General features: G+C 45.2%; 18 protein-coding genes. 12 read left to right on the plus strand and 6 right to left on the minus strand.

Annotation, left to right across the window (positions count from 1 at the left end):
* The first annotated feature begins 36 nt into the window (after nt 1-36).
* Both BUA17_RS03495 and BUA17_RS03500 read left to right on the plus strand, forming a co-directional pair.
* Nucleotides 37-1,380, plus strand: a complete 1,344-nt coding sequence (locus BUA17_RS03495; RefSeq protein WP_072732614.1) for a dihydrolipoyl dehydrogenase family protein — start codon at nt 37-39, stop codon at nt 1,378-1,380.
* Nucleotides 1,381-1,409: 29 nt separating this feature from the next.
* Nucleotides 1,410-2,018, plus strand: coding sequence for a DUF1349 domain-containing protein (locus tag BUA17_RS03500; protein WP_064638788.1), 609 nt, complete (start codon nt 1,410-1,412; stop codon nt 2,016-2,018).
* Between the two features lie 161 nt (nt 2,019-2,179).
* Here the strand turns inward: BUA17_RS03500 and BUA17_RS03505 are convergent, their stop codons facing one another.
* Entirely contained in the window at nt 2,180-2,653 is a 474-nt protein-coding gene (locus BUA17_RS03505) for an SET domain-containing protein (RefSeq protein WP_063563624.1), read from the minus strand.
* A gap of 245 nt (nt 2,654-2,898) precedes the next feature.
* Between BUA17_RS03505 and BUA17_RS03510 the strand changes: the two genes are divergently transcribed.
* Nucleotides 2,899-4,455: an ABC-F family ATP-binding cassette domain-containing protein gene (locus tag BUA17_RS03510; protein ID WP_063563476.1), complete on the plus strand. Its 1,557-nt coding sequence runs from the start codon at nt 2,899-2,901 to the stop codon at nt 4,453-4,455.
* An 89-nt stretch (nt 4,456-4,544) separates the two neighbouring features.
* Here the strand turns inward: BUA17_RS03510 and BUA17_RS03515 are convergent, their stop codons facing one another.
* A complete protein-coding gene (locus tag BUA17_RS03515) occupies nt 4,545-5,105 on the minus strand; it encodes an NAD(P)H oxidoreductase (RefSeq protein ID WP_072732615.1) in 561 nt (186 codons plus the stop codon).
* A 177-nt stretch (nt 5,106-5,282) separates the two neighbouring features.
* Between BUA17_RS03515 and BUA17_RS03520 the strand changes: the two genes are divergently transcribed.
* From BUA17_RS03520 to BUA17_RS03540, 4 genes are all read left to right on the plus strand, one after another.
* Entirely contained in the window at nt 5,283-5,672 is a 390-nt protein-coding gene (locus BUA17_RS03520) for a winged helix-turn-helix transcriptional regulator (RefSeq protein ID WP_072732616.1), read from the plus strand.
* A 212-nt stretch (nt 5,673-5,884) separates the two neighbouring features.
* Nucleotides 5,885-7,726: an assimilatory sulfite reductase (NADPH) flavoprotein subunit gene (locus BUA17_RS03530; protein ID WP_072732618.1), complete on the plus strand. Its 1,842-nt coding sequence runs from the start codon at nt 5,885-5,887 to the stop codon at nt 7,724-7,726.
* Nucleotides 7,727-7,780: 54 nt separating this feature from the next.
* The gene (cysI, locus tag BUA17_RS03535; protein ID WP_063563481.1) at nt 7,781-9,502 is read left to right on the plus strand and encodes an assimilatory sulfite reductase (NADPH) hemoprotein subunit; all 1,722 of its coding nucleotides are present in this window, start codon (nt 7,781-7,783) and stop codon (nt 9,500-9,502) included.
* Between the two features lie 210 nt (nt 9,503-9,712).
* Nucleotides 9,713-10,429, plus strand: a complete 717-nt coding sequence (locus tag BUA17_RS03540) for a YebC/PmpR family DNA-binding transcriptional regulator (RefSeq protein ID WP_064640900.1) — start codon at nt 9,713-9,715, stop codon at nt 10,427-10,429.
* Nucleotides 10,430-10,523: 94 nt separating this feature from the next.
* Here the strand turns inward: BUA17_RS03540 and BUA17_RS03545 are convergent, their stop codons facing one another.
* From BUA17_RS03545 to BUA17_RS03560, 4 genes are all read right to left on the minus strand, one after another.
* Complete coding sequence (locus BUA17_RS03545; RefSeq protein WP_063563626.1) at nt 10,524-11,009, minus strand: DMT family transporter; 486 nt, start codon at nt 11,007-11,009, stop codon at nt 10,524-10,526.
* Between the two features lie 18 nt (nt 11,010-11,027).
* Entirely contained in the window at nt 11,028-11,726 is a 699-nt protein-coding gene (locus tag BUA17_RS03550; RefSeq protein ID WP_063563482.1) for a Crp/Fnr family transcriptional regulator, read from the minus strand.
* Between the two features lie 34 nt (nt 11,727-11,760).
* On the minus strand, nt 11,761-12,186 hold the full coding sequence (locus tag BUA17_RS03555) for a DMT family transporter (RefSeq protein WP_024633836.1): 426 nt from the start codon (nt 12,184-12,186) through the stop codon (nt 11,761-11,763).
* Nucleotides 12,187-12,354: 168 nt separating this feature from the next.
* On the minus strand, nt 12,355-13,152 hold the full coding sequence (locus BUA17_RS03560; RefSeq protein ID WP_072732619.1) for a Nif3-like dinuclear metal center hexameric protein: 798 nt from the start codon (nt 13,150-13,152) through the stop codon (nt 12,355-12,357).
* A 157-nt stretch (nt 13,153-13,309) separates the two neighbouring features.
* Here BUA17_RS03560 and BUA17_RS03565 point away from each other — a divergent pair, with 157 nt between their 5' ends.
* The 5 genes from BUA17_RS03565 (at nt 13,310) to BUA17_RS03585 (ending at nt 22,362) form a co-directional block, all read left to right on the plus strand.
* Entirely contained in the window at nt 13,310-13,882 is a 573-nt protein-coding gene (locus BUA17_RS03565) for a TetR/AcrR family transcriptional regulator (protein ID WP_063563484.1), read from the plus strand.
* 78 nt (nt 13,883-13,960) lie between these two features.
* Nucleotides 13,961-17,080 (plus strand): MMPL family transporter, encoded by a 3,120-nt coding sequence (locus BUA17_RS03570; RefSeq protein WP_072732620.1) that lies wholly within the window; start codon nt 13,961-13,963, stop codon nt 17,078-17,080.
* A gap of 295 nt (nt 17,081-17,375) precedes the next feature.
* Nucleotides 17,376-17,981, plus strand: coding sequence for a biliverdin-producing heme oxygenase (locus BUA17_RS03575; RefSeq protein WP_063563486.1), 606 nt, complete (start codon nt 17,376-17,378; stop codon nt 17,979-17,981).
* 45 nt (nt 17,982-18,026) lie between these two features.
* On the plus strand, nt 18,027-20,567 hold the full coding sequence (locus BUA17_RS03580; RefSeq protein WP_072732621.1) for a diguanylate cyclase domain-containing protein: 2,541 nt from the start codon (nt 18,027-18,029) through the stop codon (nt 20,565-20,567).
* Between the two features lie 151 nt (nt 20,568-20,718).
* The gene (locus BUA17_RS03585; protein WP_072732622.1) at nt 20,719-22,362 is read left to right on the plus strand and encodes a TerB N-terminal domain-containing protein; all 1,644 of its coding nucleotides are present in this window, start codon (nt 20,719-20,721) and stop codon (nt 22,360-22,362) included.
* The last annotated feature ends 5 nt before the right edge of the window (nt 22,363-22,367 follow it).

A 22,367-nucleotide genomic window follows, 5' to 3' on the forward strand; every position in this document is an offset into this window, starting at 1 on the left:
GATATTTACGGTTATACATGAAGAGGAGGAACTAACATGACACAACCTTATGATCTGATCGCGATTGGAACCGGGAGCGCTGCAAGCTCTGTTATATCCCGCTGCGCCGAAGCCGGATGGAAAATTGCCGTGATTGATGAACGAGAGTTTGGCGGAACCTGTGCGTTACGGGGCTGTGATCCCAAGAAAGTACTTGCAGGAGCGGCTGAACTGATCGACTGGAATGAACGAATGAAGGGCAAAGGAGTGGAAGGTAACGCCTCTATTCAGTGGTCGGAACTTATGGCGTTCAAGCGAACATTTACGGAGAGTATTCCGAGAGCAAGCGAGGATAAGTTCAAGCAGGCCGGGATGCATACGTTCCATGGCAAGGCTTCTTTTGTTGACGAAGATCATATTCGTGTAGGGGACGAAGTTCTACACGGGAAACATATTCTCATCGCAACAGGAGCGCGTCCAGCACCACTTTCTATTGATGGTGTAGAGCATCTGAAATACAGCGATGATTTTCTTGATCTGGAACAGCTGCCGGATAAATTGGTTCTGGTAGGTGGAGGTTACATTGCTTTTGAATTTGCACATATTGCGGCCAGAGCTGGTACGGAAGTCCATATTATTCATCGAGGTGAACAGCCGCTGGAACAGTTTGATTCGGAACTGGTGGACATGCTGCTGCAAAAATCCGAAGAAGTAGGCATTCATGTACACTTGAATGCGGAAGTGAAGGCAATTCGTCAGCAGGGAAACACATATGTGGTCAGTGGAACCCGCAATGGGGCTGATCATCAATGGCAATGTGGACTTGTCGTTCACGGAGCAGGGCGTATTCCGAATGTAGAGGGGCTTGAACTGGAGAAGGGAAATGTCAGCTATACGAAAAAAGGCATCTCCGTTAATGAGTACTTGCAGAGCGAAAGCAATCCAAGAGTCTACGCGGCAGGCGATGTTACCGCAACGGAAGGACTTCCGTTGACTCCGCTCGCAGGCCAGGAATCACGCGCAGTATCCTTGAATCTGCTTGAAGGCAATCATAACAAACCTAATTATAAAGTAATGCCCTCCATTGTATTTACCGTGCCATCCCTGGGTTCTGTTGGCCTTGATGTGGAGCAGGCCAAGAAAGAGGGCTATGAGGTGAAGGTAAATGACATGTCGAAATGGTATACTTATAAACGTACGAATGAAAAATATGCCATGGCCAAAGTTGTAATCGACAAGTCAACAGGACGTATCTTGGGTGCCCATGTATTGGGTGGCAAAACAGAAGAACTGATTAACCTGTTCGCCATGGCAATTCAGTTCGATTTGACGACCGATCAGCTAAACACCATGAATTTTGCATATCCTACAGCCGCATCGGATATAGGCTCTTTATTTTAATGTGATGGTGTGGAAGGAAGGGAAGAATTATGTCAGTTCATTTTCATCGGATTCATGAAGCCGAGTGGACAACCGAACCGGTTCAGGCGCGAACGGAAGGTGACCGTCTAATTGTGGAGGCACAGGAGGGCAGTGACTTTTGGGAGAAGACCTTCTATGGTTTCTGCCATCAGAATGGACATGCCATGCTTGCTCCATGGGATGGAACCAAGGCAATCGAAGTATCATTTGATCTGAGTTCATTCACGGAATTATATGATCAGGCAGGGTTAATGCTCTGGCATGGACAGGATCAATGGATCAAGGCGGGGGTTGAAGTAAATGACGGCGTGGCTCATGTAGGAGCGGTCGTAACGGATCGTTTTTCCGATTGGTCGCTCTCACCTGTACCGGAGTGGGGTGGACGCATCGTTACCATTCGGGCTTCATACCATGACGAAGCCGTAGTTATTCGTGCCCGCACGGATGAGCATCCTTGGCGTACCATTCGGGTCGCGAGGTTTGCCTATCCGACGAACAAGCAAGCAGGCCCGTTTCTCTGTTCTCCGAAGCGTGCCGGGTTCGAGGTTGCGTTTACCAAATGGAAATTGACTGAACCGGATCAGGATCTGCACACTGACCCTCCCATTGCCGATTAATATGGGGTTGGTTGGGAAATGTGACTTTATTGCAACAAACGAAAACAAGCAAGTCTTCCTTGGTGGAGGACTTGCTTGTTTTCGTTTGAATTAGGCAGTGGCATAGGTTGAAGTTTTGTCCACATGAAGTTGCAATACTGTTGTCGTTTATCCTCAAGGTCTTATTTGCTTGAGTCCGTATCCTTGGAGTCAGATTCGATGCCATCAGCATCCTCTGCACCATCACTTACTTCGTTCAACTCACGCATACGTTCTTCGTAATCATCCAGAAACCATAATGGGTCCATGTTATCTTCCTCGCCATTATAATTAATCAATACTTCTTCGCCGGCTTTGATATCTGTATAAGCATAGAAGTCAAAAGTGTGGTTTTCAAAGTTGATATCATAGGTGGCGTTAGGCTCGTAGGAATGGTTGATCAAACTGCCATAGCCCAGCAGGATAGCCGTATGATTGGCTCCGTATTCGAATACGTAATCTTCGAGAATTGTTTTCTCAACATGTTCGTGGTCTTCATTTGGATAAGGGACAACTGGAGCCTGATGGATCAGCTGGCCTTTTGGAATGTCTACGGTTGCAAATACGCCGCGGTTAAATTCGCCATTACCCAATTTGGATTGTTTCACTTCAATCATGATTTTCACCTGATGCTCTCCAAGAGAGCTCCATTCTTATAGTAGTAAGTCGTTTAAGGAAAAATTTTAACTCATCCATACCTATAAGGCAAATGTCATTGATATCAGTTTGAGTGGATCCGGGGTCAAAACGAAGGACATTTCATCGAAAAATGGTGCTAAATTTACAATAGGGCGTTGAGTTGTGCATGATATAACGCTTATAATATACAAAGAATTAAGTCTATATAGAAAAGGTGTCATGAATGAGCATATTAAATGTCGAAAAATTAAGTCACGGTTTTGGTGACCGTGCTATCTTTAACAACGTTTCTTTCCGCCTCCTGAAAGGCGAACATATTGGTCTGATCGGGGCCAATGGTGAGGGGAAATCTACCTTCATGAACATTATTACTGGCAAACTCCAGCCAGATGAAGGTAAAGTGGAGTGGTCCAAACGTATGCGTGTCGGATATTTGGATCAGCACGCTGTGCTCAGCAAGGGACAATCCATTCGTGATGTCCTTCGTGGAGCATTCCAGTATTTGTTTGACATGGAACAAGAAATGAATGATATGTATGGCAAGATGGGCGATGTAACTCCGGAGGAATTGGAACAGCTGCTGGAGGATGTAGGTACGATTCAGGATACGCTGACTAACCAGGATTTCTACATGATCGATGCCAAAGTCGACGAGACAGCACGCGGTCTGGGTCTAACCGATATCGGTCTGGATAAGGACGTTAACGACCTTAGTGGTGGACAACGTACGAAGGTATTGCTCGCCAAGCTGCTGCTTGAAAAACCGGATATTCTGCTCCTGGATGAGCCTACGAACTATCTGGATGAATTGCATATCGAATGGCTGAAACGCTATTTGCAGGAATATGAGAATGCTTTTATTCTGATCTCGCATGATATCCCGTTCCTGAACAGTGTAATTAACTTGATCTATCACATGGAAAATCAGGATCTCACCCGTTATGTGGGCGATTATAGTCATTTCCAGGAAGTCCATGAGATGAAAAAACAGCAACTGGAGTCGGCGTATAAGCGTCAACAACAGGAAATTGCTGATCTCAAGGATTTTGTGGCCCGTAATAAGGCAAGTGTGGCTACACGCAACATGGCGATGTCCAGACAGAAGAAATTGGACAAGATGGATGTCATCGAAATCGCCAAGGAAAAACCGAAACCACAGTTTAACTTCCGTGATGCAAGAACGTCCGGTAAGCTCATTTTCGAAACAAAAGGCCTTGTCATTGGATACAATGAGCCGTTGTCGAGACCACTGGACCTGCGTATGGAGCGTGGTCAGAAGATCGCTCTCGTTGGTGCGAATGGTATCGGTAAAACAACCCTGATGCGCAGCATTCTGGGTGAGATTCCAGCTTTGGAAGGAACCGTTCAGCGCGGTGAACATCTGGAGATTGGATATTTCCAACAAGAGATGAAGGATGCCAACTACAATACCTGTATCGAAGAGATCTGGCAGGAGTTCCCTTCCTATACCCAATTTGAAGTGCGTGCTGCACTCGCAAAATGCGGACTGACTACCAAGCATATTGAGAGCAAGGTTGCGGTACTGAGCGGTGGCGAGAAAGCCAAAGTTCGTCTCTGCAAACTGATCAATAACGAAACAAATCTGCTCGTACTCGATGAGCCGACGAACCATTTGGACGTTGATGCGAAGGAAGAGTTGAAACGCGCACTCAAAGCATACAAAGGCAGCATTCTACTGATCTCTCACGAACCTGAATTCTATCGTGATGTGGTTACGGAGACATGGAATTGTGAGTCGTGGACAACGAAGGTATTTTAATTTTAGTGCCTGCACTAGAAGAAACATGAACAAGCATACAGAAGACAGCGCCAAGGTTAAATGGACGCTGTCTTTTTGCGTTGCAGAGGTTACTTGTAATGTCTGCCAATTTGATACGCTTGCTCCAGCAAGCCTTCAATATGCGTTTTGGATTCGGATATGGTTTCATAGAGAAACTCGACTCGGGATTCCTGCAATCCTGCATAACCAGCGATCCCATTATTCAGATAATTCGAAATCATGTTGAAATATTCGTATTTATGGAATGAAGCCTCCGTTCCTCCAGCTAGTGCAATCCAGAGTGCCTTTTTGGAGTTTGCTTTGTTCAGCAGCCCCATGTTCCATACCTTGTCCAGATAAGCTTTGAGCATGGAAGGAACGTTGTACCACCATACCGGGAAAATAAATACAATGGCATCAGCCGCGAGCACGCGATCCAGCTCTTTGCGAATCACAGGGGCATGCTGCTTATCGGGATTTTGCCAATCTTGCTCATCTTCTACGCTATATAACGGATCGAATCCATCATGATACAGATCAAGGATATCAATTTCATGGTGATTCTCCTTCAGACCTTCTATAAAACGATTCATCACGGCAAATGTTAGAGAATCCTGTCTTGGGTGAGTAACGACCAGTTTAATTTTCATGTATGAGTGACCATCCTTTTTCCTTCATTTTTTGGTTTGACGTTCTGACCAATGTTATTATAAGTTTCATGACATCTTATTGAGAAGTACGCACCTTCGAGTGCTGTAGATACCTTGAGGTTCTTCGGTTACTTTTAATAATGGATATACATTTATGTGATTTAAGGGGGATTACCAGTGGAACAGGAACTGAAAAGATATGAGAGTGGTGTGCAGGCGATGCTGGAACTGGTCGGAGGAAAATGGAGGATTCTTATTCTGCATCAACTGATAACAGGTAAAAAACGAACAAGTGAACTTCGCAGAGCCATCCCTGGCATTACTCAGAAGGTCCTTACCCAGCAGCTGCGTGATCTTGAAAAGAATGAAATCATCCATCGAATTATTCATCCCCAGATTCCACCCAAAGTAGAGTATGAGCTGACCGAGTATGGCTTGACACTGCAGGCAATCATCGACCGCATCTGTATGTGGGGAGAGAATCATCTGGACAGAGTATATGGAGATAAAAACAAAGTGCTGGAGAATCATTTTAGCGAATATATTCCGCTTTCGACTTTGAACTAAACTGCTCCCAAATCAAAAAAACGACAAAAACCTTCCTGAATCGAGGAGGAGGGTATTGTTGTTTTTTTGTCCTTTATCAGTGAAACTGATAAATACCATAAAATCATCGAAATTGACCCCTACCATTGGGTATGGTAGGTTCAAGAGAGTAGAAATTAATATGATCATTTTAGTAGGAATTAAAATTGACGTAATGCGCGAGGTGGCAAATGGTGGAACTTCAAGTGACAAACAGCCCTTTTAATCAGGAACAGGTTGAGCTGCTCAATCGCCTTATTCCTACATTGAACGATGGACAGAAAACGTGGCTTAGCGGATATCTGACAGCCATTCAGGGATTTGCGGCTGTAGCTGCACCTGCTGGTGTGGAACAACAGCCTGCATCTTCAGCAGGTATTACTCCTGAAAGTGCACCTGTTGCGGTGTCCAGGGAAGTTACGGTACTCTTTGGATCACAAACCGGGAACTCCAGTGGACTATCCAAGAAACTGGCGAAAAAGCTGGAAGAGCAGGGGCTTCAGGTGACCCTGTCGTCAATGGGAGATTTCAAACCGAACGGACTGAAAAAAGTAGAGAATCTTCTCATTATTGTCAGCACACATGGAGAAGGCGAACCGCCGGATAATGCGATTCCGTTGCATGAATTCCTACATAGCAAACGGGCTCCGAAGCTTGATGGATTACGGTACTCCGTATTGGCTTTGGGAGATACTTCGTATGAGTACTTCTGTAAGACAGGAAAGGATTTTGACATTCGTTTGCAGGAGCTTGGCGGAACAGCGCTTGTACCACGTGTGGACTGTGATGTTGATTTTGATGAAGCGGCTGCAGAGTGGATGAATGATGTGCTTGCTTCACTTAGCAGCACACCGGCTGCTACGGGAGTGGTAACCAGTGAAGCGGTTGGAGCCGCAGTAAGTAGCGGTGAATCTGAGTTCAACCGGACGAATCCATACAAGGCGGAAGTGCTGGAAAATCTTAACCTGAACGGCAGAGGATCGGACCGTGAGACACGTCATATTGAATTGTCTCTGGAGGGCTCCAATCTGGACTACGAACCGGGCGACAGCCTCGGTGTATTCCCTGAGAATCATCCACGCCTGGTCGATGAGCTGATTGCAGCCATGGAATGGAATGCAGATGAGCGCGTCACGGTTAATAAAAGTGGAGACCAGGTTTCTGTACGTGAAGCGTTATTGCGTTACTTCGAAATTACTGCTGTCACAAGACCCGTTGTGGAGCAGCTGGCAAAGCTGAGCCCGGGTAGCGGGTTGCCCGCTCTGCTCGCAGATGATTCGGAATTCAGGAAAGTCATGAACAGTTGTGATTTGCTGGATCTGGTACAGGATTATGGGCTTAAAGGTATTCCGGCTGCATCGTTCGTAGCTGTGCTTCGCAAAATCCCGGCACGTCTATATTCGATCGCAAGCAGTTCGAAATCTTTCCCGGATGAAGTTCATCTTACCGTTCGAACAGTACGTTATGAATCACGTGGTAGAGAGCGCTATGGTGTATGCTCTGTTCATCTGGCTGAACGAGTCGAATTAGGTGATACATTACCTGTATTCATTCAGCAAAATCCAAACTTCAAACTGCCGGAGAACCCAGATGCTCCAATCATCATGATTGGACCAGGTACAGGTGTAGCTCCGTTCAGATCTTTCCTTGGAGAGCGTGAAGAGACGGGTGCAGAAGGCAAGACGTGGCTGTTCTACGGCGATCAGCATTTCTCCACCGATTTCCTCTATCAGACCGAATGGCAGCGCTGGCTCAAGGACGGCGTTCTTACGAAGATGGATGTCGCTTTTTCCCGTGATGCAGAAGAGAAAGTATATGTGCAGCATCGGATGCTGGAACATAGCAAAGAGCTGTATCAATGGTTACAGGAAGGTGCAGTTATATATATCTGTGGTGACGAGAAACGAATGGCACATGATGTTCATGCTGCACTCGCGACCATTCTTGAACAAGAGGGTGGCCTAACCCCTGAACAGGCAGCGGAATATCTGACACGGTTGCAACAGGAAAAACGTTATCAGCGGGATGTGTATTAATTACAGATCATATGCCGGATAAGGCATCCCGGAGATACGAGAGGAGATAGCAGCATGACTTATAATAACTTACTTAACCCGCAGCGCACGAACAGTGATGTGGAAGATATAAAGATCAAAAGTGACTACTTGCGTGGAAGTCTGACTGAAACGCTGGCGGATCGGATCAGTGGTGCGATTCCTGAGGACGATAACCGTCTGATGAAACATCACGGCAGTTATATGCAAGACGACCGTGACCTGCGTAATGAGCGGAATAAATCCAAGCTGGAGCCTGCCTATCAATTCATGTTGCGTGTGCGTGCTTCCGGAGGAATTGTTACACCCGAACAGTGGTTGATGATGGATCGTGTAGCGCATAAATATGCGAATGAGACCATTCGTCTGACGACGCGCCAATCATTTCAACTGCATGGTGTGCTCAAATGGGACCTCAAAAATACCATCCGTGAAGTAAACGACTCGTTGCTCAGCACTCTTGCTGCGTGTGGTGACGTCAATCGGAACGTCATGTGTAATCCGAATCCGGACCAATCAGATATTCATGCTGAAGTATATGAATGGGCATGCCAGGTGAGTAATCACCTGGATCCACGGACTCGTGCGTATCATGAGTTGTGGCTGGATGGAGAGAAAATTATCGATTCACAAGACACAGATGAAGAGGTAGAACCGATTTATGGCAAAGTGTATTTGCCGCGTAAGTTCAAAATTGGGATTGCCGTTCCACCATCCAATGATGTAGATGTGTTTTCGCAGGATCTCGGGTTTATCGCTATTGTAGAGAACGGCAAGCTGCAAGGCTTTAACGTTTCTGTCGGCGGTGGTATGGGCATGTCTCATGGTGATCCGAAGACTTATCCGCAGGTGTCCAAAGTCATTGGTTTCTGTACACCAGAGCAAATGATTGATGTTGCGGAGAAGACGGTTATGATTCAACGTGATTATGGGGATCGTGCAGTACGTAAGCATGCCCGTTTCAAATATACAATCGATGACCGCGGCCTCGCCTGGTTTGTGGAAGAACTGACGAGTCGTCTCGGCTGGAAGCTGGATGCGGCGCGCGAGTTTCATTTTGAACATAATGGAGATCGTTACGGTTGGGTGAAAGGCAGCAACGGCAGATGGCACTACACCTTGTTCATTCAAAATGGACGTGTGAAGGATGTGGACGGTTATCCGCTCATGACAGGTCTGCGTGAAATTGCCAAAATCCATACTGGAGATTTCCGTCTCACAGCCAATCAGAATCTCATGATCGGGAACATCAGCAGCCAGAAGAAGAAAAAGATTGAGGCACTGATTGAGCAATACAATCTGACCGATGGTGCTCATTACTCGGCGCTTCGCAGAAGTTCTATGGCTTGCGTGGCGCTTCCGACTTGTGGTCTTGCCATGGCGGAATCCGAACGTTATCTTCCATCACTGATCGACAAGCTGGAGCCTGTACTGGACGAAGCGGGGCTGAGAGACGAAGAGATTGTCATTCGTATGACGGGTTGCCCGAACGGCTGCGCGAGACCGATGCTGGCTGAGATCTCGTTTATCGGCAAAGCTCCGGGAAAATACAATATGTATCTCGGTGGAAGTTTTACCGGGCATCGCTTGAACAAGTTGTACAAAGAAAATATTGGCGAAACCGAAATTTTGGATACATTGACTCCAATGGTGAATCAATATGCCAAAGAGCGCAATGATGGTGAGCATTTTGGAGATTTCGTCATTCGTGCCGGTTATGTGCCTGAAGTGCTGGACGGTCAACAGTTTCATGCCTAATTAGATGAATTCGTGAAGAGAAGCATTCCCTAGGGAATTGCTTCTTTGGCGTTTTTGGATCGTTTCTCTTTGGGATTTCTGAACGTGGTAAGGTGAAATCAACTTGTCTTTTACCATTTTTTCGTGAGTCTAAACTTGTTGAAGTACGCCCAACAAGATATAATGACAAAGTAGAAAGCAGATTATATGTTGAAAGTGAGCGGAAACGATATGGGTCGTAAGTGGAATAATATTAAAGAAAAAAAAGCTTCAAAAGATGCAAATACTAGCCGGGTCTATGCTAAATTCGGCGTTGAGATTTATGTAGCTGCCAAGAAGGGCGAACCGGACCCGGAAGCGAACCGCGCACTGAAAGTCGTGCTGGAACGTGCCAAAACGTATAACGTACCCAAAGCAATTATTGACCGTGCCATGGAAAAGGCAAAAGGCAGCGGGGACGAAAATTATGAAGAACTGCGTTATGAAGGATTCGGGCCCAATGGTGCCATGGTTATCGTGGATGCCCTCACCAATAATGTGAACCGTACTGCACCGGAAGTGCGCTCGGCATTTAACAAAAACGCGGGCAATATGGGTGTGAGTGGTTCAGTTGCTTATATGTTTGATCCTACAGCGGTAATCGGGGTAGAAGGCAAAAACTCCGAGGAAGTACTGGAACTTCTGCTTGAAGCAGATGTGGATGTACGTGATATCGTGGACGAAGACGATGCTGTGATCGTATATGCAGAACCGGATCAATTCCACGCTGTACAGGAAGCATTTAAAGCTGCCGGTGTTACTGAGTTTACCGTAGCCGAGCTGACGATGCTTGCGCAAAACCATATTGAACTTCCAGAGGATGCACAAGCTCAGTTCGAGAAACTGATTGATGCGCTTGAAGACCTTGAAGATGTTCAGCAAGTGTATCACAACGTAGAGTTCGTTTAAGCGAATTACACGAATTAAGCGAAACGTGATTCGATTGCCAAAAAGAGTGTCTAGCCAATCAACGGATTGGACAGACACTCTTTTTATTGTTCTCCTATGAATCGGATTGCAATGCACCAGGAGATTTTTTCGATTTTGCCGATTTGCTACCGCCAAACTTGAACAACACGATACCGCCCACGATGACAAGAACGCCAAGAAGCTGGTTCCACGAGAATGGGATCTGCTCCAGTCCAAGCCATCCCATGGAATCAAACAGCAAGGCGAAACTTAACTGGGATGTAAGTACGATGGAGATCGCAAATGTGGGACCGAGCAGCTTCATCCCTTGAACGAGACAGAAGACCACCCCAACACCGATGGCTCCGCTAAGCCAATACCAGGGCTGCATATGTTGGAAGCTGAACGTATTTTTGCCCTCCACCACTAGAGAAATCAGAAACGATGCAATAAACCCGGTGAAAAGCACCATCGTTGTCGTGGACCACGAGCCGGTACGTTCATTTACCTTACTATTAAAGATGGTCTGCAGACTGACAAGAGAACCTGCCAGTAACGCTAGTAAAATACCTGTAATGATCATAGGATAGAGATCTCCTTATTCATAGATGTTGTGACCCGCCACTTCTGCCAGACCTGCCCGATCTTTGACCATAATAAAGCCCTGATCCCGCATGATTAATCCATCTGCACACAGCTTCTGAATCACCCGATTCAAATGCCGATAACTCGTACCGATCAGATTCGCGATATCTGTCAAATTAAAGGCGTCCAGTTCTTCGTGGACAACAGTCCCCGCTTCTTCGGTAGAGATGGAGAGCAGATAGCTGGCTAATCGAACCTCGACCGGATACATCAGGTTGAAGTTGGAGAAGTTCGAATCAATGTAAAACTTGTGGGAAATAATTTTGAGTAAAAATTTCAACAGGGGTGCGTAATCGCTAGCGAGTTCAACTAACCATTGATAATGAATGCGTAGCATCACGACAGGTGAGACCGCTTGTACGGTGTTCACGATGTTACTCTCCCGAACGTACTCAATATCACCAACCACTTCAAGCGGTGTTTTAAAACAAAGAACGAGTGTTTTATCCTGTGGTGAGGTCGTGAAGATTTTGACTTTCCCCTCGACCAGCACATATAAATATTCGGATGTTTCGCCTTCACGGCAGATTAATTCGCACTTCTCGAAGTGGCATAACGTCATATGCGGACGCAGGGGCTGGTGAAATACCGATTCGAGTTGATATTGTTTTAAATAGTGCAATAATTGATGCTCATTCTGAAACTCTTCCATAACGTCTTTCACCCCCGACTATATACTCGACCAGCTACAGCTTCATAATAATGACGCCCGTAACCATTAATGCTATACCCAGAAATTGCGGTAGTTTCATTTTCTGCTTCACAACACCAAACCATCCGTTACTGTCGACCAGAAAGGTCAGGAAAAGCTGTGCAATCAACAGGGCGGAGATCGTAAAAGTTACCCCAATTTGCTGGATTGCTGTGACTTCACTGAAAATAATCACTGCACCAAACGCGCCTCCCGCCAGGTACATGGGCTTCACTTGCTTCAATCCTTGCAGGTTGATGTCCCGCACGAATACAAGGATCAGAGCCGCCAGAATGAACCCGGTGAGTTGGGTAATGGTTGCGGCTTGCCAGGTGCCCATGTCCGTACTGATTCGGGTATTGGCAACCCCTTGCAGGGTAATGCATGCACCGCCTAATAGTGCAAAAATAATTCCTCTCATGGTTGTACTCTCCTTGTCGCGTCATTACTTCTTCGATTTCTATTAAATGATATATCCACTCGAAAAGCCAAGGACAAATGTCCTCAGCTCAGAAGTTATAGCATTTAGAGTACATTAAACCCTCTACAAAATCCAGACAGGACTCAGGATGGCTCGTCATTCTGAAGATCACAATACTTGAAACACCGGTTGCTCACCAATAAAATGAACAGGCAATTCCGGGAAAGCTGTAGCCAATCTTTCAGACAAAAGCTTCATTCCGGAAGCCTCACTCTCGGCATGGCCGATCATAAGAAGAGCCTTTTGTTTTCCTTGCTGCACAGCATCTCGTATGTACTCCGGTGTCTCCCATTCGAATCCTTCACCTGCGATAATCAGATCCAGCTCTTCCTGTTGAAGCAGAGGAATGGTCAGATTGCCGTTGCCTCGAAAACCTACAAGCACTGCTGCTTGTCTGCATACCAACCTTGGATCACCAGCCAGGCGTATATATTCGATTCCAAGCGAACGTTTAATATGTTCTGCAATAAGCTGAACTGTCATTCCTTCCGGAAAGGATAGAATGTCAGCTTCCGGTTTACGCTGTACCACATAAGGGGACCATCCTAATGCCTGAACCAATCCTTCCGTAATGCCATCCGGTTGAAAGCGGTGAATTGCATCATGGCAACGATAGATCGCAATTCCACCATTATCGATTAGCGTTCTCTTGGTTTCATAGACCGGATCATCAGCCAGCCAATCGGTATGGCTATGATGGTTATAGAAGGGAGGTTCATGAGCGATAATTAGATTAGCTCCACGCTTTATGGCGTGCTCAATCACATGTTGTGTAGGCATAAAAGTTACAAAAACGCCTGTGACCGTTTGGTTGGGTGAACCCGTAATCAGTTGATCCACGGTGTGTTCAGGTAACTCAACATTTTCCGTGAGATGTTGTATAATGTCTTGAATCGTTATGTTCATAGGTATAATTCCTCCAGTGACAGGATATAGGATTAGTTTACCATTTTGAAGTAAGAACGGCACTTTAGATTAGACTTGCTAGATGGGGGAAAAGAGGTTATACTAACCAAAATAAACGGAATGAACGTTCATTCCTGAAATAAGGAGGGATAGATTCATGGCTAAAGGCAGCAAAAAAGATGATATTTATGCAGCTGCTTTAACGCTTTTTGCCCAACGGGGGTTCGATGCAACAACCATGCCGATGATTGCGGATTCGGCTCAGGTAGGAGCGGGAACTATATATCGATATTTTACGAACAAAGAAGTATTGTTGAATGAACTCTTTCAGAAAAGTATCAGGGAGTTCCTTGATGCCTTGAGGCAAGGCTTTCCGGATAAACCCATTTCCGTACGTGAGCAGTTTCATCATATATTCCGTGGATTGTTTAAGTTCGCTGAGTCCAACCCGGATCGGCTAAAGTTTATTAACTCTACTGGTAATGCACTGCATTTTCACGATGAAAGCAAGGAAAGCGTCAATGAATTTATGGGGTTTCTGAATGAATGCATCCATAAGGGGCAGCAGCAGGGAGCTATTCTTATGTTGCCGACAGAAGCGTTAATGAACATTGTCTACGGTGCTTCTATGCATTTGTTTGAACACTTTAACAAAGGTCTTTTGGAAGCAACGCCGGAGTTAATGAACCAGCTTGAGGAGTGCCTGTGGAATGCCATTAGAGTCCATTGATTCTATTGGCCTTTTTTACAACACAAACGGAATGAACGTTCATTCCTAAACTAGACATAAGGTGTGTGAGGATAAAGTATGAGTAAACTTAGAAACCCCAGAACGCTTTCCTTGATTTTATGGATACTTATTACCGTAGTTTCTGTAATGACGATGCCTGATTTTGGTCAGCTGGTCAAAGAAAAAGGAGAAATTTCAATTCCTGAAACGGCTCAGAGCCAAATTGCAGCTACGATGATGAAAGACATGGATAAGGATAGTGGGAATACCTATTCAATCATCGCTGTATTTAACAGTGGAGAAGGTGCACAGGCATTAACCAAGCAGCAGAAGACGGAAATCGAATCTGTTTTGTCCAACCTGAAAAATCAGGAAAAACAACTGAATATAGAGACGCTCACAACCCATCTGGATGGTGAAGAGCAAGCTGATCGACTTATATCCGAGGACGAAACCACGATTTTAACCCAAATCACAGTCACTAAGGATGAGGATATTCCCCTTTCGGAAGTGGTGAGTCAGTTAAATGAGGCGACAGCCATCTCAGATGTGAATACATATCTGACAGGAGCAGATCTGATTGGTGATGACTTTGGCAAATCGATTGAGGATGGGGTACAGAAAACAGAAATTATCGCGGTTATTTTTATCCTCGTTATTTTGATTATTATTTTCAGATCACCGATCATTCCCGTTATCTCACTGCTTACGGTGGGTATATCATATGTTGTTTCATTAGCGATTGTGGGTCATCTTGTAGACATGTTTAACTTTCCGTTCTCTAACTTTACCCAAGTGTTTATGGTTGTGATTTTGTTTGGGATCGGTACGGATTACAATATTTTGTTATACACCAGATTTAAGGAAGAGTTAAGCAGACAGGGCGGGGATGTACTTCTCGCAACCAAAACGACGTTTAGAACGGCAGGACGTACTGTGTTATATAGTGGTATTGCTGTATTCATCGGATTCCTTGCTCTGATGCTCGCCAAGTTTCAGTTGTACCAGGCAACCTCTTCAGTGGCATTTGCAGTAGCGGTTCTCATTGTCGTCCTCAATACGTTGAATCCATTCTTCATGGTTGTATTAGGCAAAAAGATGTTCTGGCCATCGAGGAAATTTGAAGGTCACGCAGATAGCCGCTTATGGGGATTCTTGTCTCGAAACGCGGCAAGTAGACCTGTTCTTGCAATCATTTTTGTTGCCGTAATCAGCATTCCGTTTTTGTTCAGCTACAGTAACCGGCTTAGTTATAATGATCTGTTTGAGGTCAATAACAATTATACATCCAAACAGGGAATTAATCTGATCATGGATCATTACCCACCAGGTTTCTCTGCCCCAACCACACTGGTTGTACAATCCAAGCAGTCGATGGATAACCAAACGTTTTTAAAAGCACTGGATGATCTGACGGATAAAGTATTCAAAATGGATGGTGTGTCCGTAGTTTATAGCGTTACCCGACCAACCGGAACAAAAATTAAGGAATTGTATATCAATGATCAGGCGGATGAGCTTAATCAAGGTATTGGGAAAGCGAACAATGGATTAGGCACCATCAACGAAGGATTATCTTCTGCTGCAGGCCAATTGCAATCTTCCAATGATCTGAGTGATGTGCAGCAGCTGATTGATGGTACAAGCCAGTTGCAAGAAGGAGTGTCAGCTCTGGGGAAAGCCATGAATCAGGTGACAGTCGGGTTGAACGATGGGAGGAAAGGCGCAGATACATTGAAAAATGGCCTGGCTACCCTCAGAGAAAAAGTAGATATACTATCTAAAGGTACAACTGAGTTGCATCAAGGATATGCTGATCTTGAACAGGGACTAGGCTCGTTCAGAGATACTTTTAATAGTATGAAAACAGCAATTCAGGGTGCACTAGATGCCTACGCTCAAATCGAAAGTAGTATGACAAGACTCATTACGAATCATCCTGAGTTACAGCAGGAAGAAGATGCGGTACAAATCATCGGCATTACCCAGGCGGCTCAAAGCGATCTGAACAAGTTATACACACAGATGGACCCGCTGATGGTGCAGTACAATGGTGCTCTGGGTTCATTCAAGGAAGCGAACAAAGCCCTGGCTCAGGTTAACCAAGGTTTAACTCGGGTGACTTCGGGTGTGGGTCAACTTGAAGGTGGAGCCGGAGAGTTATCTGCAGGTCTGGTTAATGGTGCAAGTGGCAGCAAGCAGATCGCTGGGAAAACGTCTGAAGTTGGAAAAGGACTAGTACAAATTAATCAAGGACAAAATCAGTTATTGACCGGTCTGAACGATTTGCAAGCGAAGATGGGTGAATTGAAATCGGGACTCACCGCAAGTACAGAAGGGCTTACAGATGTTTCCAAAGGTCTTGGGGATGCAGAGGAGTATTTGGGCAGTCTGGGACAGTCCGATGCAGCCAAAAGTTTCTATATTCCTGAAGAGGTATTAACAGGAGAGGAGTTCCAAGCATCGTTAGATACTTATATGTCTGATGACCGGAAGACTGCGGAAATATCCATCATTTTAACAGACAATCCTTACTCTAAAGAGGCGATGGATGTTGTCCAAAATCTGAGCAACCAACTGAACACAGCCCTTGTTGGTACGGATTTGAGCGAAGCCAAAGTGGCGCTTGGTGGGGTGCCTTCACAAAATCTTGATCTACAAAAATTAGCTGGAGGTGACCTGAGCAGAACTTCCATGATTATGTTGATTGGGATTGGGCTCATTCTTCTGGTAATCATTCGTTCATTCTGGCAGTCCGTAATCATTGTTGGCTCGTTGTTCCTGACGTATTACGTTGCGCTTGGTCTGAATGAATTGTTAGTAGTGGGGCCGCTTAACGTGGATTATCTGAGTTGGAACGTTCCTTTCTTCAGTCTGATTATGATCGTTACACTTGGCGTGGACTACAGCATTTTCCTCATGATGAGATATCGCGAGATTGAAGGTGATCCGGTTCATAAAATCACGGAGGCTTCCCGCAATATCGGAGGAGTCGTCATCTCTGCCGCTGTTATTTTGGGAGGTACCTTTGCTGCCCTGATTCCTTCCGGTGTAGTTACATTGATTGAAGTTGCTATATCTGTCATCATTGGATTGGTATTACTCAGTTTTGTGATGCTCCCAATCTTGTTACCCGCTTTGATCAGTCTATTGCATAAGTTAGCGAAGTGGGGATCTAAATCAGATGAAAATAAATAATTAATATTAATCTATGCTTAGCTAACGACTCCTGATCAATATATGTCAGGGGTCGTCTTTACTATTTCCTATAAAATAGAATTAAAGAGTTCAAGCTGGTTAGTATAATCGAACAAACGTAATAAAGATGTAACGATGCTGGATTCATATAGTTTTCTCGTACAAGAAAAAGTATACTTACATAGAGTCTTTATCTAGATGAAATGGAGTATCCATTCTAACCTACACTGAACATTCAGTTAAGTATAAGTCTTAATTCTGATGAAGAGATCCGACTTAGAAGGGCGATGATTACATGACAGCCAGTACCATTATGGAACGTCTGAAGAGTGAGACAGCTCATTATCACAGACAAGTGGAACAGAACGAGTATGCCAAGGCTATTATGAATCAAACCGTTAGCTTGGGAGAGTATAAGAAATATCTGGAGAAATTTTACGGGTTCCTGAAACCATTGGAAGAACAAGCTGTACAGCAGCCTTTCTGGGAAAGCACGGGACTGGATATCGGGATTAGAGGAAAAGCAAATTTGCTTGAAAATGACCTGCGGAATCTGGGCGCCAGTGAAGAGGAAATCAGACAGGTTCCTTTATGTAAGGATCTTCCTGATATATCGACACCAGCAAGGTTGTTCGGTTATTTATATGTCATTGAAGGATCTACGAACGGAGGTCAGATCATGACCAAACGTTTGTCGCAGTTCCTGCCGATTGAAGCAGATCGGGGGTTGGAATATTTTAATGCCTACGGTACGGAAACCAGAACGAGATGGGCAGAGTTCACGGAACTACTGCGTCAATCCATCACGGGGGAAGAAGATCACGACATCATGGTGCACACGGCTTCGGAAACATTCCGATTACTTGATCAATGGATCAATACAAATACGGATAATCTGTAAGTTGAAAATAGAGTTATCACATCATGAGAGGGGATTTTTCAGGCTATGCCCGAATCGAAGTCCAAGAAAGAAAATAATTTGCTTAACCGTACATTGCTCAATCAAGGTACGTACACCAATGATCCAATTGATCTAAACAATTGCGACAAAGAACCCATTCATATCCCCGGCTTCATTCAACCTCATGGTGTGCTCTTGGCTGTGAGCACCAACAATATACCGACTATTGTACAATGCAGCCAAAATACGGAGGAACATCTCGGTCTTACTACGCAAGAGGTGCTGGGCCTTCCACTCGAACATCTGATTGGCAAGGATAATATAAGGCAGGTACTGGCACGCACCTTCAGTGCATCTGTAACATCAGACCTGCAATATATGGATCTCACGATTAACGTATCTGGAAATGAGCAGGTCTTCACTTCTGTCATTCATGAGAGTGAAGGCCTGTTAATTTTGGAAATGGAGCCTTCCTATGAAAAAGGAAATATGGAAGGGAATGATTTTGAGTGGATTTCCAGCTTCTTCAGCCGACTTAAAAGTACTGATAATCGGGTGGAAGCGAGTCAAGTAGCAGCCGAACAAGTGAAGGAAATGCTCGGGTATGACCGGGTTATGATCTATGAATTTGACGAACAATGGAATGGAAAGGTCGTCGCAGAAGCACGTGAGGAAGAGCTCGAACCGTTTCTCGGGCACCATTATCCAGCGTCAGATATTCCCAAACAGGCACGCGAGTTATACCTGCGTAATTGGTTGCGCACCATCGTGAACGTGAATTATACACCTGTGGAGATCGTTCCCCTGCTTCAACCTTTGACGGGCAAACCGCTTAATCTGAGCTTGTCGGTTCTGCGGAGTGTATCCCCGTTGCATATTGAGTATTTGCAGAACATGGGTGTCGGAGCAACCGTAACCATCTCTCTGATTCATGACAACCAACTATGGGGCCTGATTACATGTCATCATTATTCAGCCAGATATATCCCCCATCGTGTTCGTAACTTGTGTAACTTCTTGGGTTCATTCTTCTCAAGTGAACTGTTTCAACGTCAGCAGCTGGATGAATATCAGGCTGAGATCAGGTCACGTGAAGCGGCTACCCAAATTTCCAATATTTTCATTGGGAATACAAGTCCAGTGAGGATTATTGAGGAATTGCAGGGCGAAGAGCAGACCTTATTGAGTTTGATGGATGCTTCGGGAGCTGCGATCTGTTATCAGGACAAGCTGCTGTTATATGGCGATACACCGGCACGAGAGCAAGTACGTGAATTGGCAGCATGGCTAGCGGGCAAGTCGGAAGATTACAGTTATCACACCTCCAAGCTGAGTTTGGAGTATGATCCTGCTAAAGCTTACAAGGAAAAAGCATCGGGTATTGTTTATGTGGCCATATCCCCTGGGCAGCATCATTATATCATCTGGTTCCGGCCTGAAGTGGTTCAGCTTGTGGATTGGGCAGGTGATCCAGCCAAAGCCGTGATCAAAACCGATGATGGCATGCGTCTGTCCCCCCGGAAATCCTTCGAGAAATGGAGAGAGATTGTCCAATCGACCTCCTACCTGTGGACAACGAAGGAGCTGAATGTGCTTCCATTGCTCAAAAGCATCGTACGCCGTCAAACGGAGAACCAGCTTGTTCAGGCAGAGGAGCAGGCGTTGCAGAATGCACGTATTTTGCGACAAAATGAGCAGCGCTACTTACAGTTGATGGAGTTTTCCCCGGTGGCGTTTTTTACGTTGACGGACGGGTTCGTTATTTATTGCAATAACAAGGCAGCTGAATTGCTTGGCTATGAAAACTCCAAACATCTCATCGGCAAGGATTTCAGGGAATTTGTGCCTGATAAGACGAAAACGATTTTGCAGCAAAACCTGGAGGAACTGAAGCTCAATAATACGCGTCTGTTTATTAACCAGGCGTACTTCACCACAGCAACGGGCACGTCCCTGCTGCTTGAGATTACACTGGCTTCTGTTACACATGCAGGCAACCCCTCAGTGATGGTCCTTCTGAACGGTGGCGCATCGAATCATGATCAGGATCATTATACGGAGACAACCAGTCAGCTCCAGAACTATCTCAATACAGATCCGTTAACAGACATGCCGCTTCAAACCATATTCCAATCTCAACTTCAGGATGATTGGAATGAATGTTTGCAGGAGAAATGCAGTTTGGGACTGTTTATTATAGATATCGATGATTTCCGTTCATATAATGCATCTTATGGACTTCAAGGTGGTGATCTGTGCCTGCAGTGGATTGGAGAAGTGCTGGCGGTGGTCAGTGAGCAGAATGATGCCATCATCTCCCGTCTTCGGGGAGGAACCTTCATGTTGAAACTGAAGAATGCAACATCAGAACGTTCAGCGGAGCTTGCCGAAGAAATCAGACAACATGTGCTTGCACTTCAAATTCAGAGAGATCTGTCCAGCCCGAGTGACGTGGTCACTGTTAGCGTTGGCGGTGCGGTAATGGTTCCTGAAGAAAAGCTGATGATGTCGAATCTGATTGAAAAAGCCAGTCAGGCCCTTGCTCAAGCCAAGAGTGACGGGAAAAATCGGGCTATCATGGTTTGATACGAGGTTTTACTAGCCTTACTGTAAAGGGTGCAGCAAAATGGTATAGAGGGAAGGCATTTAAACTGGATATCAGTTTGAATGTCTTTCTTTTTTCTGCTAATTAGGAAAGTATTATTTTCATCACCGCAGGCACAGGACAAGTGTTATAATGATGAATATGGATACACTTGTTCGTATTCACACGCAGAGGACGGTGAAACGGAATTCAATGAAAGAGGATTCAAGACAACTGGAATTTATGGAGATAGATCTGAGCGAAGAGCCTATCACAGCGGCAGTCCCGGTTCCTGATCGTTCAACGATTGTCCGTGCTGATTTTGATATAAGATTACCTGGCGACATATTGTCTTCTGAGAAAAGGTTTGTAGAGGAAGCAAGGCAACTCATTGAAGTGGAAGGGGAGCAGGCTCCCTTTGTTCCTTTTATGAGTTATTGGCCGACTTATGGTGTAATGAACGAACCCCAGCGCAAGTGGTATATGTATTGGAGGACGGAAGTCCGGCAAGGACGTTTCCCTGATACGGATCTGTCCTATCTGTTTGTTCATATTTATGAACTGATAAACGGAATTGGTTGGCAGGAACCTGAGGAAGGTTACGACCAATTAAAAGAACTATGGATCAACTATCGTGAACGGCTTCCGCAGTTGGATGTGTACATGCAGGATTGGATTATTGATTATGATCTAGTCCATGAGTTGAACATGTCATTATCCGAGATGGTGGAGCTTTCGAGTGGTTATCTTCCACCGGAGATTCTGGATATGGAATTGCAACGGCTATTGAGCAGCAATATATCGGATATCTCGCTGAAGTTGTTACAAAGATATTATGACTACGACATTACGCTCAGTAAATTTTACAGAGATGGCGGTATGAAGGTTCTGGAACAGTACATTCCCCGAGTTATGGTTTTGGTGGATTCTTATCTACTGCGTACACGCAAGGCAGGCATATTGGATCAGTTTGAGTTAAATCATGAAAGGACTATCGAACGTACGCTGTTTCGAAAAGCTGTATATGACGAATCCATTTATGGAAAATCGGTTCAAATGACATATGTTCCGATTGGAGAGCATGCAGATTTTGTCCAGTTTGTAACCCGAGTTTTTCGATGCACGGAAAATAAATGCCGTGAACTGCTCGGTTTCAGAGGGCGACTTCGTGGAAAGACGCTTGAACCTGAGCTTGCAAAAGTGATTGAACGTTACCTGGACAAGGCATTTGCAGTCGAGCAAATGCCAGTTGTAGAGCAACCGATAGTCCGGATTGATGCAGAGAAACTTGCTTCGCTGCAAAAGGAAAGCGAATATGTGCGCAGAGCACTCATGATCGAAGAAAATCATACCTCCGAAGATGAGGATGCAAACAATGTGAGCAGCCTACCCACTACCGTGATCCAGAATTCAACGGAAGAAGCTGAAAGTGCTAAGCAGTCTAACCAACAGGAGGTTGACGTTGAGGGAGCGCTTAATACTGATGGAGGACAAGAAAACGGGATTAACGAGCCATTATCATTACAATGGGAGGCGGATTTTTCTGCTGATCTGGATGAAGAGTGGATACAGTTTTCTGAAATGCTATCTCAGCAGCATGTACAGGCAATTCACGCCTTGCTTGGCGTCAACCCGGATACGGAGCTGATGCGGGTGGCTGAGCAATACGGCACGATGCCTACACTCCTGTTGGATGAAATTAATGATATGGCCATGGAAACGATTGGTGACCTTTTGATTGAAGGTGATCGGATGGTTTCGGATTATATAAATGTGTTTGAACATGTGAAGAGGTGATTGGG

It is taken from the genome of Paenibacillus sp. ov031, assembly GCF_900143165.1.
GTDB lineage: Bacteria > Bacillota > Bacilli > Paenibacillales > Paenibacillaceae > Paenibacillus > Paenibacillus marchantiae.